At 66.5% G+C, this 15,044-nt stretch carries 17 protein-coding genes and 1 tRNA gene; 5 read left to right on the plus strand and 13 right to left on the minus strand.

Annotated elements, in window-relative coordinates:
• Positions 1-402 precede the first annotated feature (402 nt).
• Positions 403-1,935 carry a hypothetical protein gene (locus C5B90_RS08185; protein ID WP_115880634.1) on the plus strand — a complete coding sequence of 511 codons (1,533 nt, stop codon included), beginning with the start codon at positions 403-405 and terminating at the stop codon, positions 1,933-1,935.
• Positions 1,936-2,080: 145 nt separating this feature from the next.
• Here the strand turns inward: C5B90_RS08185 and C5B90_RS08190 are convergent, their stop codons facing one another.
• Together C5B90_RS08190 and C5B90_RS08195 are read right to left on the minus strand one after the other, a co-directional pair.
• Positions 2,081-2,491 carry a hypothetical protein gene (locus tag C5B90_RS08190; RefSeq protein WP_115880636.1) on the minus strand — a complete coding sequence of 137 codons (411 nt, stop codon included), beginning with the start codon at positions 2,489-2,491 and terminating at the stop codon, positions 2,081-2,083.
• 17 nt (positions 2,492-2,508) lie between these two features.
• Positions 2,509-2,886, minus strand: a complete 378-nt coding sequence (locus C5B90_RS08195) for a hypothetical protein (protein ID WP_115880638.1) — start codon at positions 2,884-2,886, stop codon at positions 2,509-2,511.
• Between the two features lie 265 nt (positions 2,887-3,151).
• Here C5B90_RS08195 and C5B90_RS08200 point away from each other — a divergent pair, with 265 nt between their 5' ends.
• Both C5B90_RS08200 and C5B90_RS08205 read left to right on the plus strand, forming a co-directional pair.
• Positions 3,152-4,342, plus strand: a complete 1,191-nt coding sequence (locus C5B90_RS08200; RefSeq protein WP_004974239.1) for a redox-regulated ATPase YchF — start codon at positions 3,152-3,154, stop codon at positions 4,340-4,342.
• Between the two features lie 54 nt (positions 4,343-4,396).
• Positions 4,397-4,807, plus strand: coding sequence for a hypothetical protein (locus tag C5B90_RS08205; protein ID WP_115880640.1), 411 nt, complete (start codon positions 4,397-4,399; stop codon positions 4,805-4,807).
• 39 nt (positions 4,808-4,846) lie between these two features.
• Here the strand turns inward: C5B90_RS08205 and C5B90_RS08210 are convergent, their stop codons facing one another.
• The gene (locus C5B90_RS08210) at positions 4,847-5,461 is read right to left on the minus strand and encodes a GNAT family N-acetyltransferase (RefSeq protein ID WP_115880642.1); all 615 of its coding nucleotides are present in this window, start codon (positions 5,459-5,461) and stop codon (positions 4,847-4,849) included.
• Between the two features lie 84 nt (positions 5,462-5,545).
• Positions 5,546-6,859 (minus strand): 5'-deoxyadenosine deaminase, encoded by a 1,314-nt coding sequence (locus C5B90_RS08215; protein WP_115880644.1) that lies wholly within the window; start codon positions 6,857-6,859, stop codon positions 5,546-5,548.
• Between the two features lie 304 nt (positions 6,860-7,163).
• Between C5B90_RS08215 and C5B90_RS08220 the strand changes: the two genes are divergently transcribed.
• On the plus strand, positions 7,164-7,883 hold the full coding sequence (locus C5B90_RS08220; RefSeq protein WP_115880646.1) for a helix-turn-helix domain-containing protein: 720 nt from the start codon (positions 7,164-7,166) through the stop codon (positions 7,881-7,883).
• A gap of 271 nt (positions 7,884-8,154) precedes the next feature.
• Here C5B90_RS08220 and C5B90_RS08225 read toward each other — a convergent pair.
• The 6 genes from C5B90_RS08225 to C5B90_RS08250 form a co-directional block, all read right to left on the minus strand.
• Positions 8,155-8,229: transfer RNA gene (locus C5B90_RS08225), tRNA-Glu, on the minus strand.
• Between the two features lie 84 nt (positions 8,230-8,313).
• Positions 8,314-9,471, minus strand: a complete 1,158-nt coding sequence (locus C5B90_RS08230; RefSeq protein WP_115882446.1) for an amidohydrolase family protein — start codon at positions 9,469-9,471, stop codon at positions 8,314-8,316.
• A 99-nt stretch (positions 9,472-9,570) separates the two neighbouring features.
• A complete protein-coding gene (locus tag C5B90_RS08235) occupies positions 9,571-10,449 on the minus strand; it encodes an MOSC domain-containing protein (RefSeq protein ID WP_115880648.1) in 879 nt (292 codons plus the stop codon).
• Positions 10,450-11,199, minus strand: a complete 750-nt coding sequence (gene psmA2 / locus C5B90_RS08240; protein WP_115880649.1) for a proteasome subunit alpha — start codon at positions 11,197-11,199, stop codon at positions 10,450-10,452.
• A gap of 160 nt (positions 11,200-11,359) precedes the next feature.
• On the minus strand, positions 11,360-11,542 hold the full coding sequence (locus C5B90_RS08245; protein WP_058826167.1) for an HVO_2922 family protein: 183 nt from the start codon (positions 11,540-11,542) through the stop codon (positions 11,360-11,362).
• Between the two features lie 62 nt (positions 11,543-11,604).
• Positions 11,605-12,519 carry a hypothetical protein gene (locus tag C5B90_RS08250; RefSeq protein ID WP_115880651.1) on the minus strand — a complete coding sequence of 305 codons (915 nt, stop codon included), beginning with the start codon at positions 12,517-12,519 and terminating at the stop codon, positions 11,605-11,607.
• A 210-nt stretch (positions 12,520-12,729) separates the two neighbouring features.
• Here C5B90_RS08250 and C5B90_RS08255 point away from each other — a divergent pair, with 210 nt between their 5' ends.
• Entirely contained in the window at positions 12,730-13,215 is a 486-nt protein-coding gene (locus C5B90_RS08255) for a hypothetical protein (protein ID WP_115880653.1), read from the plus strand.
• Positions 13,216-13,257: 42 nt separating this feature from the next.
• Here the strand turns inward: C5B90_RS08255 and C5B90_RS08260 are convergent, their stop codons facing one another.
• From C5B90_RS08260 to thyA, 3 genes are read right to left on the minus strand one after another with little or no spacing between them, the layout of a single operon-like run.
• The gene (locus C5B90_RS08260; RefSeq protein WP_115880655.1) at positions 13,258-13,464 is read right to left on the minus strand and encodes a DUF4177 domain-containing protein; all 207 of its coding nucleotides are present in this window, start codon (positions 13,462-13,464) and stop codon (positions 13,258-13,260) included.
• A complete protein-coding gene (locus C5B90_RS08265; RefSeq protein WP_115880657.1) occupies positions 13,461-14,018 on the minus strand; it encodes a dihydrofolate reductase in 558 nt (185 codons plus the stop codon). The genes C5B90_RS08260 and C5B90_RS08265 overlap by 4 nt, the downstream gene beginning before the upstream one ends.
• Positions 14,015-15,013, minus strand: a complete 999-nt coding sequence (gene thyA / locus C5B90_RS08270) for a thymidylate synthase (RefSeq protein ID WP_115880659.1) — start codon at positions 15,011-15,013, stop codon at positions 14,015-14,017. The genes C5B90_RS08265 and thyA overlap by 4 nt, the downstream gene beginning before the upstream one ends.
• Positions 15,014-15,044 lie beyond the last annotated feature (31 nt).

Here is a 15,044-nt window from a genome sequence, read left to right on the forward strand (position 1 = left end):
CGTTCTGGTCAGTACTGGAGTGAGCGATCCTCTGGGAAATCCAGTTCGCCGCCCCCACTCATACAAAGCCCACTGGACTTCGGTCCAGTGGGCTTTTTTCATTTACAGCGAGCGGTAATCGCTCGCTTGCACACTGCACAGACAGCGACCGCTCTCTCGGTCGCATCTCTCATGTCGTCCGAGAGTGGCAACGCCCTCGTCGAACGCATCGGTTCCGCCGACACCACTCGCGTTCGGCCGTGACGGTGTTTCGGTGAGCCCCGGACGGCTGTCCGACTCGAAACTCGGCGAAATCGACAGACGAAAGCCCGATTTCGAACACGTTGATTGGGGTGAAATTCAGCGAAAACCGGGGTTACGATTCTCCCCTTTTACCGTATCAGGGTTAGAAGGGAGGGTTGCATGCGCGGCAGCAAACACTTCACTGTAGTCATGGTCGTTGCGATGCTCGCCGTCGCGATGGTCCCCGGGACCGTCGGTGCAGCGAGCACCGATGCCCTCCAGGTCGGCGTCACACAGGGCGCCGACACGGGCGACGCGACAGTAACCGTGACGCGGAACGAGACGGCCGTCGAGAACGCGACGGTCGTCGTCGAATCGAGCGGTAACTACTCCGGGAACGGAACGTACGCGACGGGCGCGAACGGAACCGTCGACCTCCCCAACCCGCAGGAACGCGTGAACGCGACGTTCACCGTCACCGAGGGGAACAACACGTCCAGCACGTCCGTCGTCCTCGTCCCGCTCGACGAGTCCCTCGACATCTCCGTCGAGGCTGACGACGCCAACGACACGCTCACCGCCACCGTCACCCAGTACGGCGACGCCGTCGAGGGCGCGTCTGTCATGGTCAACGGGAGCGCGTACGACAACGGAACGTACGAAACGGACGCGAACGGGACCGTCGAGGTCGCCGAACCGACGACCACGACGAACCTGACGTTCGTCGCGATGGACGGCGACCTCACCGCTGAGACGACGGTCGCAGTTGAGGCCGACGACCTCACCGTCACCGCCGAGGTTGACGACGCCAACGACACGGTCGTCGCCACCGTCACGCAGGACGGAGAACCGGTCGAGAACGCGTCGGTTCAGGTCAACGGGACCGACTACGCCGACAACGGAACGTACGAGACGAATGAGAACGGGACCGTCGAGGTCGCCGAACCGACGACCACGACGAACCTGACGTTCGTCGCGACGGCCGACGGCCTCTCCGCCGAGACCACGGTCGCCGTCGAGGCTGACGACCTCTCCATTGCCGTCTCGCAGGACGAAAACGAGTCGGTCACCATCACCGTGACTGAAGACGGCGAGGCTGTCGAGAACGCCTCGGTCGCGGTCGACGGGAACTACACGGACGCGGGCGAGTACGAGACGGATGCGAACGGTACCGTCGAACTCACCGCGCCCCTGCAGAGTGTCACGGTCGACGTGACCGCCGAGTACGACGGCCTCAGCGCTGAGACGACCGCCACCCTACAGGGTGAGGTCGCCGAGGACGACCCGTTCGGGCAGCTCGTCAGCAGCTTCGTCGAGCGACTCAAGGACACGGGTACTGACGGCCCCCTCGGACAGGCAGTCTCCGACTTCGTGACCAAGAACAACCCGGGTAACGCCGACGACAAGCGTCCGGACCACGCCGGCCCGAAGAACAGCAGCGACGACGCTGACGGCGAGGAGGACGCACCCGGAAACTCCGGCAAGGCCAAGAACGGTAACGCGGGCGGCCCGCCGGAACACGCCAACAACGACAAGGCGAGCGACGAAGACGACGAGGAGACCGCCGAGACCGAGCAGGCCGACACCGAGGAGACCGAGACCGACGGCGACGCTGAGGACGAGTCAGAAGACGACGACGAGTCAGAAGACGACGACAAGTCGAACGGTAACGGCAACGGTGGTGGCCCGCCGGAACACGCCAACAACAACTAACGACTCGAACACGGGTTTCCACGCATCGAGCGTGGGTCTTGGGTTTCACCCTTCGTCCGCGTCCGGGCGGATACTGTGGTTCAGAGGCACCCCCACTTCCACATACGCCCCGGCCGTCGTTGTCAGAGACTGACGGTCGGACGACTCACTCGCCCGACGCGACTTTTTCTATCGAAACGTCACCGAGCGCGCCGACGAGCGCCGGCTCGACGTCGAACCGTCGAACCGCGAGCCGTGCGCCCGCGACCACGAGGTCGTCGTCGACGCGGGCGGGCGCGCCGCTCGGATACCACGCCGAGTCGTCGGACGCGCTGACGCTCGACCGAAGCGACTCCCGGAGGCGACGGTGCGCGAACAGCGTCGAGACGAACGCGAGCGACGCCGCGAGCGTGACACCACCGTCGTCGAACGCCGCGTCGGTCGCTTCCGCTCTGGCCGTTTCGAGCGCGCCGGCGACCGCGAGCGACTGCCTCGCGTGGTCGTCGTCGGTGAGCGCGCGTGTGAGCGCGGCGTCCTGAATCTCTCGAATCGCGGTCTCCGTCGTCGGGTCGGACATCGGTGACGCTGAGCGGTTCACGCCCCGTCGAGCGGCGGAACGCGGAGCGTATGGTCCACGACGGTCTCGTCCGGTCGCAGCGTCACCGTCCCGAGGAACACCGTCTCGCCCTCGGCGGCGTTGGTCGCGACGGTCTGAAGCGTCGCTCGCTGGTCGAGTTGTTCCCAGGTGACGCGTTCGACGAGGCGCTGGAACGCGTCGGGGTCGGTCCACCCCGAGTCGATATCGGACGGGACGTTGACCACGAACCGGAGTTCGGTCTCGGTGACGTGGATGCCGACGCGGAACGTGTCCCCGTCGGTCGAATCGTCCGGCGAACGCTCGGTGGCGGCCGCGTCGGAGTCCGTGTTCGACGCGGGCGCGGTTTCGCTCGCCGTCTCGTCGGGGTCGGTCATGCCCGGCTGTCGGAGACGTGGAGACAAAGATGCACCGGACGTGAGCCGAAAGGTGAACCACGAGCGCACGTCGTCGTCGACGCCTCGGCGTGACTCGGCTACCGCGTGCTGCGAACCCGATGACGGAGCCGCGTTTCCGGCGCTCGAACCCGGGGGTAGAGTGCGGGGAATCACCCACCTCGCCCCCGATAGTGTGCGAATCTCACGCATGCAGAGACGAACGTCGAACGGTTATTAGCGTTCGAGACACCAGTCCGACCAACGAATGAGTTACAAGATCGGTCTCGTCGGAAAACCGTCCGTCGGGAAGTCGAGTTTCTTCAACGCGGCGACGATGAACGACGTGCCCGAGGGCGCGTATCCGTTTACGACCATCGACCCCTCCATCGGCGAGGCGTACGTCCGCGTCGAGTGTGCGGCCCCGGAGTTCGACGAGTCGTGTACGCCCTCTGTCGGCTACTGCGACCACGGAATGCGATACGTCCCGGTCAAACTCGTCGACGTGGCGGGTCTCATCCCCGGCGCGCACGAGGGGAAGGGCCTCGGAAACCAGTTCCTCACCGACCTCAACGAGGCGGACGTGCTCGTCCACGTCGTCGACTTCTCCGGTGAGACGGACATCGAAGGCGAGGCGACGGAGGGCCACGACCCCCGGGAGGACATCGACTTCCTCGAGAACGAACTGGACATGTGGTACCTCGGCGTCCTGGAGAAGGGCATCGACCGCTACCGCTCGGGCTATCACGGCGAGGACAAGGACATCGAAGTCGACCTCGCCGAGCAGATGTCCGCGTTCAAGACGAACAAAGACGAAATCAAGCAGATAATCCTTTCGCTCGGTCTGGAACTCGACCCCGACGAGTGGGACGACGCGGACAAGGAGTCGCTCGCCCGCGAGATTCGAAAGCGCACGAAGCCAATCATCATCGCGGCGAACAAGATGGACAAGCCAGTCTCCCAAGAGAACTACGAGGAAATCACGGCCGACGCCGACTACGAACACCTGACGTTCGTCCCGACCTCGGCGCACGCGGAGAAGGCGCTGAAGAAGGCCGACGAGGGCGGCGTCGTCGACTACCGCCCCGGCGACGACGACTTCGACATCGTCGGCGACGTGAGCGACGAACAGGAGGCGGGTCTCGAACAGATTCGCGAGTTCGTCGCGGAGTTCGGCGGCACGGGCGTCCAGCAGTCGCTCGAAAACGCGTTGTTCGACGTGATGGGTGCCATCGCCATCTTCCCCGGGAGCGCGAACGGGAAAAGCGACTCGCAGGGCGTCTTCCGCGACTGCTTTATTCTCCCCGAGGGCTCGACGACCGAGGACTTCGCGTACCACCTGCACTCGGACATCGGCGACGGCCTCCTCCACGGCATCGACTGCCACTCGAAGCGCCAAATCGGTTCGGACCACGAACTCGCACACCGGGACGTGGTCGAAATCGTCTCGACGAACTGACTCTCTCGGACGCCAACCGCAACACCGTTATATCCGTGGCTGTAGGACCCGGGTATGGGTGAGGCCGAAACGACGGCCGCGACACTTGACGTCGAGATTGGGGGTCTCGGCGGCGAGGTGACGCTGGCCGACTTGTTCCCGTCGCCGTGGGTCGAGTCACATTGTGAGGCGGCATCGATTAGTGAATTCCTCGAAGAAAGCGGCTTCGCGGTCGCAGACCAGGAGTCCTTCGAGTCGATACCGGCCCACGAGTTGGACCGGTACGTCGACGCGAACACCGAGTTCGACGACTGGCAGGCGATGCTCTCCGCCGGCGTCGAGCGCTACGTGCTCGAACAGGCGGGGGCCGCCGACCCGGACGCTGACGCGGTCGCCGAGGTTGACGACATCGGCGAAGTCGAGGCGGTCGAGGGGAGCGACTCGGCGGAAGCCGAGAGGGAAGACTCCCTCGAAGCCGGCGTCTGAACGCGGACGACGGGCCGGGAGACGGGAAGGGACCTCGGCTCAGGTAGTGCTGTTCTGTCCAGTGTCTTCGACGAGCGCAGCGCCGCGAGTGAGCGCGTCGTCCCACCAGTCGCATTCCCGAGCGTCGGCCACGGACAGCGGTGCTGTGGGTTCTTCGGGTCGGTCGCCGAGGTCGAGACTCCACCACTCCACGTCGTGCCACGCGTCGTGTTTGTAGCCGACGCGCTCGAAACGGCCGACGCGCTCGAAGCCGAACGATTCGTGGAAGGCGATGCTCGCGGGGTTCGGCGTCGTGACGACAGCGACGGCCGAGACGTAGCCCTGCCGTTCGAGCAGGTCTAAAAGCGCCGTGTAGAGACCGCGGGCGACGCCGCGGCGCTGGAAGTCCGGGTGGACGTAAATCGAGGTCTCGACGGCCCACTGGTAGGCGACACGCTCTCGAATCGCTCCGGCGTAGGCGTAGCCGGCCACTTCACCGTCGAGTTCGCAGACGAGCCACGGATAGTCGGTCTTCTTCTCCAGTTTCGCTTCGAGGTCCGCGACGCTCGGCGGGTCGTAGGCGAACGAAATCGCGGTGTCCTCGACGAACGGCGCGTAAATCTCCCGAATCGCGGGGAGGTCGGACGCCGTCGCCGCACGGAGGCGGACAGTCATGACTCAGGTGCCGTCGCGCGGAGAGAAAGGTGCGACGATGGCGGCCGCTCTCGCAGATGACTCGACTCAAGGTCGAACCGGCGCTCAGTCGCCCGTCGGTGCCGCGTCGAGGCCGTCGGCGACCGCCCGCGCCCGCTCGCGGATGTCGTCGGGGTCCGCGCGGACGTGTTCGCCTCCGTCGTAGAGCACGTCGCCGTCGACCATGGTGAACACCACGTCGTCGCCGTGGGCGGAGAAGACGAGGTGCGAAAGCACGTCGTGCATCGGCGTCGCGCGGGTGAGGTCGGTGTCGATACCGACGATGTCGGCTTTCCATCCTTCGCGGAGCTCGCCGACCCGGTCGAAACCGGCGGCCTTCGCGCCGTTTCGGGTCGCCATCTCGAAGACGGTCGCGGCGGGCGTGCTCGTCGGGTCGAGCGCGTCGACTTTCTGGAGGAGGCTGGCTTGCCGCATCTCGGTGAACGGGTCGAGCGTGTTGTTGCACGGCGGGCCGTCGTTGCCGAGTGCGACGTTGATACCGCGGTCGAGGTAGTCGGGAATCGGCGCGATGCCCGACGCGAGTTTCATGTTCGACGACGGGCAGTAGGTGACGTGCGTACCGGTCTCGGTGAGCACTTCGCGCTCGGACTCGTCGGTGTGGACGCAGTGGGCGAGCACCACGTCGTCGCCGGTGAGACCGACCTCGTCGAGCCAGTGGATGTTCCGCATGCCAGTCTCCGCCTCGACGGTGGCGATTTCGTCGCGGTTCTCGCTCGCGTGGGTGTGGATGCGGACGCCGTCGTACCGGTCTGCGAGTTCGCGGACGCCCCGCAGACACGCCTCCGAGCAGGTGACGGCGAACCGGGGCGTGACGGCGTACTGGATGCGGCCGCCGAAGCCGTCGTGGTAGCGCTCAATGAGGCGTTCGGACTCGGCGAGGCCGGCGTCGGTGTCTTCCTGTAACCCCTCGGGCGCGTTCGTGTCCATGAGCACCTTCCCGATTCGCCCGCGGATGCCCATCTCGCCCGCCGCCTCGAACGCCTCCTCGGCGTGTCGAACCGAGAGGTGGTCGACGACCGTCGTCGTCCCGGACTCGATGCATTCGAGATAGCCCAGTTCGGCGGCGACGCGCATCCCCTCCGCGTCGAGGCCGGCTTCCATCGGAAGCACGTGGTCGAAGAGCCAGTCGAGAAGCGACGTGTCGTCGGCGATGCCTCGTCCGAGCGACTGCACCGAGTGGACGTGCCCGCCGACCAGTCCCGGCGCGATAACGTCGAACTCGCGTCGCTCATGGTCGGGGGACCGTTCCGCGAGGTCCGCGTACTCTCCAACCGCGGCGATGCGGTCGTCGTCGACGACGACGGCTCCCTCTTCGATGATAGTGGACGCGTCGGCGACCACCGTTCCCGCGAGTAACATCCTCGTGCGGGTAGACGACCGGGCGTAAAATAGGTGGTGTCCCGGCCGCTGTCCGAGGTTGGTTGGAGTGAGGTTGCGGTCGGCGGTGGTGGTGTGGATGGTCGGGACCGATTCCCGCGGGGCGAGTGGACCCCGCGTCACTCCGATTCTCACTCCGTTCGCGGCCTCCCTCACTATTACGCTAGCATATGCTAAACTAATTCGGACTGAGCAGTGTAACCCGAGCATAGCTCGGTTAGAACCCCAAACAAGTTCCGTCGAGATTAGTACATGCTAAGTTCCTCCGCGATAGAGTGACCGCTGAATGCGTGAGTTCGAATTCGTCGTTCGCTTTTCCGAGGACACCGACGAGCTGATGGACCTGTTTTACGAGTATCCGAGTCTGCGGTCCCGTTCGTCGGTCTGTTCGTCCACGGAGGACGTGATGTGGCGGGTCGACCACGTCGTCGGCACGCCGGAAGCGCTGTCGGCGTTCGAGGGGGTGTTCCTCGACGAAACGCGGTGCAACGAGTGTCTCGACGCGCCCGACTGCCATACCCACCGCGACTACCACGTCCTCGACCGGTCGGACAACTCGATGACCGTCTACACCTACCGCGAGGAGGTGAGCAACTGCCACTCGATTCCGCGATACGTGCTCGAACACGTCGGTCCGGGCGTCATCTTCGAGTCGTCTCGCCGCGCGGGCGCGTACCGCTGGCGCATCCTCTACCCCGGTGACCACCCGCTCGGTGAACTGTACGAGACCATCGAGGCGCAACTCAGAGAGGGCCTGCAGTTGGACGTCGAACACCTCACGAGCGCCGGTAACTGGGACGCCGAATCGCGCATCGCGGCCGACCTCTCGTCGGCCCACTGGGAGGCGCTCGAAACCGCCGTCGAACACGGTTACTACGAGCGCCCGCGCAAGGTGACCGTCGAGGACCTCAGCGAGGTGCTCGACGTGCCGCGCTCGACGGTCCAGTACCGACTGCGAACCGCCGAGGACCTCGTGATGTCGAAACTTGGCGACCCGGAGGCGTAGCCGGAGGACAACGCTCGGAAACGTCGGCTCGAAACCGAACGCGACGACGGACCAGCGATAACGCACACGCTCGTCGGTCAAGTCAGGCGTCGCAGTCGCATCTCGGGCCAGAACACGCTCGCTGTCGCTCACGGTTCGAGATTGAGAGAAGTGCTCCGTCAGGGATTCGAACTCACTCGCAACGCGCTGCGTTGCTCGCTGCTCGAACCCTTCTGTTGCATCTCGGACTCGAACACGCTCGCTATCGCTCGTGGTTCGAGATTGAGAGAAGTGCTCCGTCAGGGATTCGAACCCTGGTCATCACCGTGAGAGGGTGATATGATTGGCCGGACTACACCAACAGAGCACGTTGGTACATCCTTTCGTATTGCTCGTGATTGTAAAAGGTTGTCGCTTCAAATCGGGTGTGATACCGACTGCCGTGTTGCGATTAGACGACCCGCGCGCCCTCGCGATACACCTGCTTGACCGTCCGCCACGCGCCGGCGTCCTCGCTCGGGTCGGCGTCGAGCACGACGAGGTCCGCGACGTAGCCTTCGGCGACCTTCCCCACGTCGTCCAGTCCGAGGAGGTCAGCGCCGCCGACGGTCGCGGCTTCGAGCGCCGCCGCGGGCGACAGGCCGTACTCGACGAGCAGTTCCATCTCGCGGAGCGCGTTCTCGCCGTGGTCGTTGAACGGCGTGCCCGCGTCGGTTCCCATGGCGATTTTCACGCCGGCGTCGAGCGCGTGTTCCCACGCGCCTTTGAAGCGCTCGGCGGCGTCTTCGGCCTTTTCGACCGCCTCCGGCGGGATGCCGGCCTCGACGCCCGCCTCGACGATTTCGCGGACGGCCGAGGCCGTCGGCACCCAGTACGTGCCGTGGTCGACCATGAGGTCGGCGGCCTCCTCGTCCATGAACATTCCGTGTTCGACGCTCGAAATCCCCGCGCGGGCGGCGTTTTTGATGCCTTCCTCGCCGTGGGCGTGGGCCGCGGTCGGGACGTCCTTCGCGCTCGCGGCCTCCACGAGAGCGCGAATCTCAGCCTCCGTGAACTCGGGCGCGCCCGTGACCGCGCCGGTCGTGAGGACGCCGCCGGTCGCCATGCACTTCACGACGTCCGCGCCGCGCTTCAGTTGCTCTCGGGCGGCCTTACGGACCTCGTTCGGGCCGTCGGCCTCCCGGCCGAACCAGTGGCCGTGGCCGCCGGTCATGGTGATGTTCTCCCCGGCGGCGAGGACGCGCGGCCCGTCGAGCTCGCCGTCGGCGACCGCGGCCTTCGCGCTCGTCGCGAGGTCGCCCGAACTCCCGAGGTCGCGGACGGTCGTGACGCCCGCTTCCAGCGTCTTCCGGAGGTTGGCCGCGGCCCGATAGCAGGCGCGTTCGACCGGTTCGGACTGGTAGGCGGCCACGTCGGGGCGGCCGTCCATCATGAGGTGGACGTGGGCGTCGACGAGGCCCGGCGCGACAACCGCGCCCGAGAGGGTTCGGGTCTCGCCTTTTGTCTCGTCACCGACGGACGCGATGCGCCCGGTCGACTCGTCTATCACCACGTTCGCCTCGCGGGCCCCGTCGGCGTCGACGACCCGCACATCGGTAAGCGTGAACATGGCTCTCTCAATCGGGGGAGACGACGTAAAGCCGCGGATGTCGGCGAGGCGGAACCGCACGACTCCGGGGCGTTCGAACGCGACGGAAAACGACCTGACTCACTCGGAGACGATGTCGCCGACGGTGACCGCGTCACCGACCGACAGCGTCTCACCCCACGACGACTCCGGCACGCCGGTGTTGACCATGAGGCGGAAGTCGTGGTCGAACCAGTCGCCGCCGGACCACTCGGGGAGCGTCTCGCGGCGCTTCCTCACGAGCGTCGGCCGAAAGTCGGGCGTCTCCTCGCCCGTGTCGGGGTCGCGGCTCGGGACGACACAGCGCTGGCAGGGGTTGACACCCTCGAAAGCCGCGGCACCGATAGCGAACTCGACGACCGTGCCGCGCCGGTCGAACAGGTGGTCCTCCCAGAACGGTTCGGTCGCGTCTAAGACGAGGTTCGGCCGGAGGCGACGGCGCATCTCGTCGGCGTCGATGCCGTCGAACCACGAAGCGACCGCGTCGAGCGTTCCCGTCGAGATGACTGTCGGTCCGCTGGCCTCGGTGTCGTCGGGAAATCCGCCGGCGGGGTCGCGCCGGAGTTCGACCGGGTAGCCGAAGTACGCCGAGAGCCAGTCGTCGGCCTCGGCTATCGGCCCGTCGTAGTCGTCCATCTCGGGCGCCGAGAGTTCGACCGTCCCGTCGGCGAGCGAGACGGAACTCCGGATTCGGTGGACCGCACGCTCGCGCTTCCCGTTGACGTACTCGCCGTCTTCGTCGAAGATGGCGTACTCGCGGTCACCGCGGAGCCCGCCGTTCTCGACGATGTCGGCGGCGTCGACGAACTCGGCGTCGAGCGACTTCACGGGGTAGACCGCGATGCGGTCGAGCGTCACGGCCGCCGCGCCGGCGGTCGCGGCCGCTCCCGAACCCGTCGGTTCCGACGCGTCCGAGTCGGTCGTCTGGGCGCTATCGTCGGTCGGGCTCCCGTCTGTCATCTACTCCTCGCCTTCGTCCGTCTCGTCGGACTCGTCGTCCGCGGTCGCGTCGGCGAACAGCTCGGCGATGGTCTCCTCGTCGACGATTTCGTAGCCCGCCTCGGAGACGGTGACGAGGTTCAGCTCGTCGCTCTCGATTTCGTCGTCGGCCGCGACGAGCGCCTCGACGGCGAGCGCGAGACCGTCTTCGAGCGACAGGTCCTCGGCGTACCCGTCTTCGAGGGCGGCCTGCACGTCTTCGCGGTGGCCGCCGATGGCGACTGCCTTCCACTCCTGCGGCGTCCCGGACGGGTCGGTCGCAAAGAGGCGACCCGAGCCGTTCTCGACGCCGCCGATGAGAAGTGACGCGCCGTACGGGCGAGTGCCGCCGGACTGCGTGCTCTCTTGGATGTTGTCGGTGATGGTCTTCGTGAGCGTCTCGACGCCGATGGGCTCGCCGTAGCGCAGGTGCTCGCGCTGGGCGGTCGTCCGCGCGAAGTCGACGAGCTTCCGCGCGTCGGCGACGTGGCCGGCGGTGGCCGCGCCGAGCGCGTCGTCGAGCTTGTGCAACTTCTCGATGCTTTCGGCTTCCATGAGTTCCGACGGGGTCGACCGGAGGGCCGCCAGAACGACGCCGTCGGCGGTGCGCACGCCGAGGACCGGCGCGCCGCGCTTGACGGCCTCGCGGGCGTACTCGACCTGATAGATGCGTCCGTCGGGGGAGAAAAGCGACGTACCGCGGTCGTAGGCCTGCTTGTCGTTTCGGTTCATCGTGCGACCTCCTCGCTCGCGTCGGCGACGTTCGTCATTACTCTTCGGTCAGTTCCGGAGGCGGAAAAAGCCTCCACACCCGGCATCGGTGTGGGGTTCACGCTCGAATCGCCGGACGTGACGCCAATTTCAGACGAATAGCCGGCCTGAGACCCCGAGATTACTCCTCGACCACGTCCGCGTCGGGAGCGTTCCGCTTCACGCTCTCGATGCCCTGCTTCGCCTTCTGTTTCGACGCGTAGCCCTCGCCGGAGTCGGCGAGGATGTTTCCGTTGTCGTGGACGAGTCGCCACCGGTACTTGTCCGCCGCGTCGACGAACACCTCGAAGTGCGCCTTGCTCATACTCGGAGATTGTTGTCAGCAAACAAAAGTGTACTCGCCAGCGTCGGGATTCCCGCGCCGACCTACGCCGCCTCGGGTTCGAGCGCGTCGGCGTCGACTTCTAGCAGTCGTTCCTCGCAGTCGTCACAGCGGACGACGAACACCTCCCACGACCGGCAGCACGACTCGGCCGTCTCGGAGCCGAATCGAACGTCTCCGCCGCAGGCCGGACAGCGGTCGAGGTAGATTCGGAGCCCTCTCGCCAGCGCGCTCCGCTGTTCGCCCGTCAGGCGGCCCCAGTCGTCGAGGCGGCCGCCGAGGGTGCCGTCGGCGGCCACGTCGGCGACGAGCGCGGCGCGCGACTCCCACGTACCGATGGTGGTGCCGTCGACGACCGCGACGAACCACCGGTTCCGAGACCGCGATTCCAGCGAGATGTCGTCGGCGTCGATTCCGGTGAGGTCGGCGAGTCGCCGTCGAATCGTCGAGTCGTCGGTGCGCTCGATTTCGTCGTTCCACGCCGACTCGAACGCGGGGTCGAGGCGCAGTTCCTCGCCGCTTTCGTCCCAATCGAGCGCGCCGGCTTCCAAGAGCGACGCCTCCACGTCCAACTCCTCGGCAGCCTCGCCGCCCTCGTCTAACTGTCCCGCCTCGACCTCGTCGCTTGCCGATTCGGCGTCAGCGTCGTTCTCCCTCGCTGGCGCGGCCGGCGCGGACTCGACGCGGGTCGGCGTCGGTTCCTTGTCGAACCACCGGAGGACCCAGTCGGGGAAGTACGTCTTCGTGAGCGTCGGCGTGCCGGGAATCAGGTAGCCGCGGAAGTAGATGGCTCCCGCGAAGATGGCGAACGAGACGGGCGCGAGCGGCGGCCACGCGACGCCGAGCAGCAGACTCAGCGCGGCGGCGATGACGACATTCACGACGGTGCACGGTGTACATCGGTTCTCGCCGGTGTACTCGGGCTGACGGAGTCGGTCTGCGAGTGTCGGTGTGGTCATAGCGAGGGGAAGCTTCGTTCCCCGTTATGAGGACTCACCCGTCAATAAACCTACCTATTATTTGTCACGAAACCCGCAGATGAACCAACGTGACTCACGGGGGCCACAGACGGAACGTAACGACTCGTGGCGACCTGCGACGACCCGCCACGACCCTTTCAATAGCACGCGTCACGCCCCGTTTATCGCCCCGGAACGCGTTTATCGGATATGGCCTCGTACTCCGCTGTCGCCCTTCTCGCGGTGTTTTTCGTCGGACTCGTCGCCGGTGCCGGCGTCGTCGCCTACTCGCTTCCGACGGAGACGACGACTTCGCCCACTGCCTCGACGACCACCGCGACCGGTTGTCTGCTCGCCGATGAGACCGCGCCCAGTTCGTGGGTCGGTCGGATGCCCGCCGGCGAGCAGACGACCGTCGCGTTCAACCGGACTTTCACGCACGACGCGCCGAGCGTCGTCGTCCGCGGCGAACTCGACACGCTCGAAGACGGCGTCTACGTCTACCGAATCACGACCACACCCGACGAAGACAGCGAGAAGGAGCCGTCGGACGACTGCGTGCCGCGCACGACGCTCGACGCCGTGGTCTCGGTCCCGAGCGACTACGACTCGGTCGCGGTCACCTTCGACGGCGAGGAGATGGTCCGCTTCGAGGGCGGCGACTCGTCGCCGCTGTTCCGGACGCTCGAAGGCTGAAGACGGCGGGTGAAAACGGGGCACAACGGGGAACGACGAATCTCAGCGCTTCGGCCGCTTGAACACGAGTGCCGTCTGCCCGCTGTTCGCGCCGGCACCGCGCGAGTCGGAAATCGTGTCCACGAGTTCCCAGCCGTCGCCGCCGAGGGAGTTGAGGGCGTCCTCCATGGGGGTTGTGTCGCCGCTGAACAGGCCGCCGTCGGCCGTGCGGACGATTTTGTACTCCCAGCGACTTCCAGCGTCGCTCACGATTGCACCTCACGACGCTCGTACGTGACGAACGAGAAGCCGTCTCGGTCGTCGCGGTCGGTCTCGGCCCACGCCTCGCGGTCCCACTCGGGGAACCGCGTGTCGCCCTCGTAAGCCGCGTCGAGTTCGGTGAGAACCAGCCCCGCAGCGCGGTCGAGGAACTGCTCGTAGACGGTCGCGCCGCCGACGACGTACACCGTCTCGACGCCCATCTCGGCGGCCGCGTTCTCGGCGGCGGCGACCGCGGCTTCGACGGAATCGACCGCCTCCGCGCCCTCGGGGAGGTCGAGGTCGCGGGTCGTCAGGACGACGCTGTGGCGGTTCGGAAGCGGGCCGTCGAGCTGGCGGGCAATGCTCTCGTAGGTTTTGCGGCCCATCACGACCGGGTGGCCGGTCGTCGTCCGCTTGAAGTGCTTCAGGTCCTCGGGGAGGTGCCACGGCATGTCGCCGTCGCGGCCGATGACGCGGTTGTCGGCGACGGCGGCGACGAGGACGAACCGGACCGCGGATTCGGTGGTGGCGGCCGCGGACTCGGCGGACTCGTCGCCGCTCATTCGGCCACCGCGAAGCGAATCCCGTCGGCCGGGTCGTAGTCGCGGAGGACGATGTCCTCGAACGAGAGGTCTTCGAGGGGCACGTCGGCCACGTCGAGCGTGGGGCGCTCGCGGGGTTCGCGCGAGGCCTGCAGGAGCAGTCCGGGGACGTGGTCGTAGTCCTCCTCGCCCTCGGCCTCCTCGGGTGCCGCGTCGAGGAGCCACTCGCGCACGTCGAGGTACCCTTCGGGCGACTCCACGTCGGCGAGGCGGGACTGGAGTTCGTCGAGATGGTCGCCGTACCACGCGCCGCGCTCGCCGGTGCCGCAGTAGACGTGGGCATCGACGATGGTGTGGGCGAACGACCCGAGTTCGAAGCCGGCGCGCTGGGCGACAACCTGCGCGAGGATGGCGTACGCCGCGAGGTTGAACGGGACGCCGAGCGCGATGTCGCCCGAGCGCTGGGTCAGGTGGAGATTGAGTTCGTCGCCCTGCACGTTGAAGACGAACGTGTAGTGACACGGCGGAAGCGTCGAGACGGCGGCGTTGGCGGGGTGCCACGCGTTGATGACCATCCGGCGGGAGTTCGGGTTCTCTGCGAGCGTGTCGAGGACGTACGCGAGCTGGTCGAATGTCCCCTCGTCGTTCATCCAGCGGTGGTCGTCCTCGGGCCACGCCTCACCCGAGAGCCCTTCCTCGGGGACGGGATAGCGCCGCCAGAACCGGCCGTAGGCCGTGTCGAGATGGCCCTCCTCGTCGGCCCACGCGTCCCAGATGCCCGTCTCCTCGCGCAGGGTGCGGATGTGTTCCTCGCCGGAGAGGTACCAGAGGAGTTCGTGGATGAGGGAGTTCCACCGGAAGCCCGAGAGGTCCTTCGTCGTGAGAAGCGGGAAGCCCTCCTGGAGGTCGACGGTGTAGTGCTTCGAGAAGCCCGAGATGGTGTCTACGCCGGTTCGGTTGGGTTTGTGTTGTCCGGTGCCGAGAACGTCTGTCACGAGGTCGAGATATTGGCGCATGAGAGGTGCCCTGGTTGGGTGTTGCTCTCGG

It is taken from the genome of Haloferax sp. Atlit-12N (assembly GCF_003383095.1).
In the GTDB taxonomy this organism is placed as follows: Archaea; Halobacteriota; Halobacteria; order Halobacteriales; family Haloferacaceae; genus Haloferax.

Excerpts from the sequence above, each read along its gene's own strand:
- C5B90_RS08255 (WP_115880653.1), top strand. The coding sequence starts at position 12,730 with ATGGCCTCGTACTCCGCTGTCGCCCTTCTCGCGGTGTTTTTCGTCGGA.
- thyA (WP_115880659.1), bottom strand. The coding sequence starts at position 15,013 with ATGCGCCAATATCTCGACCTCGTGACAGACGTTCTCGGCACCGGACAA.
- C5B90_RS08195 (WP_115880638.1), bottom strand. The coding sequence starts at position 2,886 with ATGACCGACCCCGACGAGACGGCGAGCGAAACCGCGCCCGCGTCGAAC.
- C5B90_RS08235 (WP_115880648.1), bottom strand. The coding sequence starts at position 10,449 with ATGACAGACGGGAGCCCGACCGACGATAGCGCCCAGACGACCGACTCG.
- C5B90_RS08245 (WP_058826167.1), bottom strand. The coding sequence starts at position 11,542 with ATGAGCAAGGCGCACTTCGAGGTGTTCGTCGACGCGGCGGACAAGTAC.
- C5B90_RS08200 (WP_004974239.1), top strand. The coding sequence starts at position 3,152 with ATGAGTTACAAGATCGGTCTCGTCGGAAAACCGTCCGTCGGGAAGTCG.
- C5B90_RS08185 (WP_115880634.1), top strand. The coding sequence starts at position 403 with ATGCGCGGCAGCAAACACTTCACTGTAGTCATGGTCGTTGCGATGCTC.
- C5B90_RS08215 (WP_115880644.1), bottom strand. The coding sequence starts at position 6,859 with ATGTTACTCGCGGGAACGGTGGTCGCCGACGCGTCCACTATCATCGAA.
- C5B90_RS08205 (WP_115880640.1), top strand. The coding sequence starts at position 4,397 with ATGGGTGAGGCCGAAACGACGGCCGCGACACTTGACGTCGAGATTGGG.
- C5B90_RS08230 (WP_115882446.1), bottom strand. The coding sequence starts at position 9,471 with ATGTTCACGCTTACCGATGTGCGGGTCGTCGACGCCGACGGGGCCCGC.
- psmA2 (WP_115880649.1), bottom strand. The coding sequence starts at position 11,199 with ATGAACCGAAACGACAAGCAGGCCTACGACCGCGGTACGTCGCTTTTC.
- C5B90_RS08250 (WP_115880651.1), bottom strand. The coding sequence starts at position 12,519 with ATGACCACACCGACACTCGCAGACCGACTCCGTCAGCCCGAGTACACC.
- C5B90_RS08220 (WP_115880646.1), top strand. The coding sequence starts at position 7,164 with ATGCGTGAGTTCGAATTCGTCGTTCGCTTTTCCGAGGACACCGACGAG.
- C5B90_RS08265 (WP_115880657.1), bottom strand. The coding sequence starts at position 14,018 with ATGAGCGGCGACGAGTCCGCCGAGTCCGCGGCCGCCACCACCGAATCC.
- C5B90_RS08210 (WP_115880642.1), bottom strand. The coding sequence starts at position 5,461 with ATGACTGTCCGCCTCCGTGCGGCGACGGCGTCCGACCTCCCCGCGATT.
- C5B90_RS08190 (WP_115880636.1), bottom strand. The coding sequence starts at position 2,491 with ATGTCCGACCCGACGACGGAGACCGCGATTCGAGAGATTCAGGACGCC.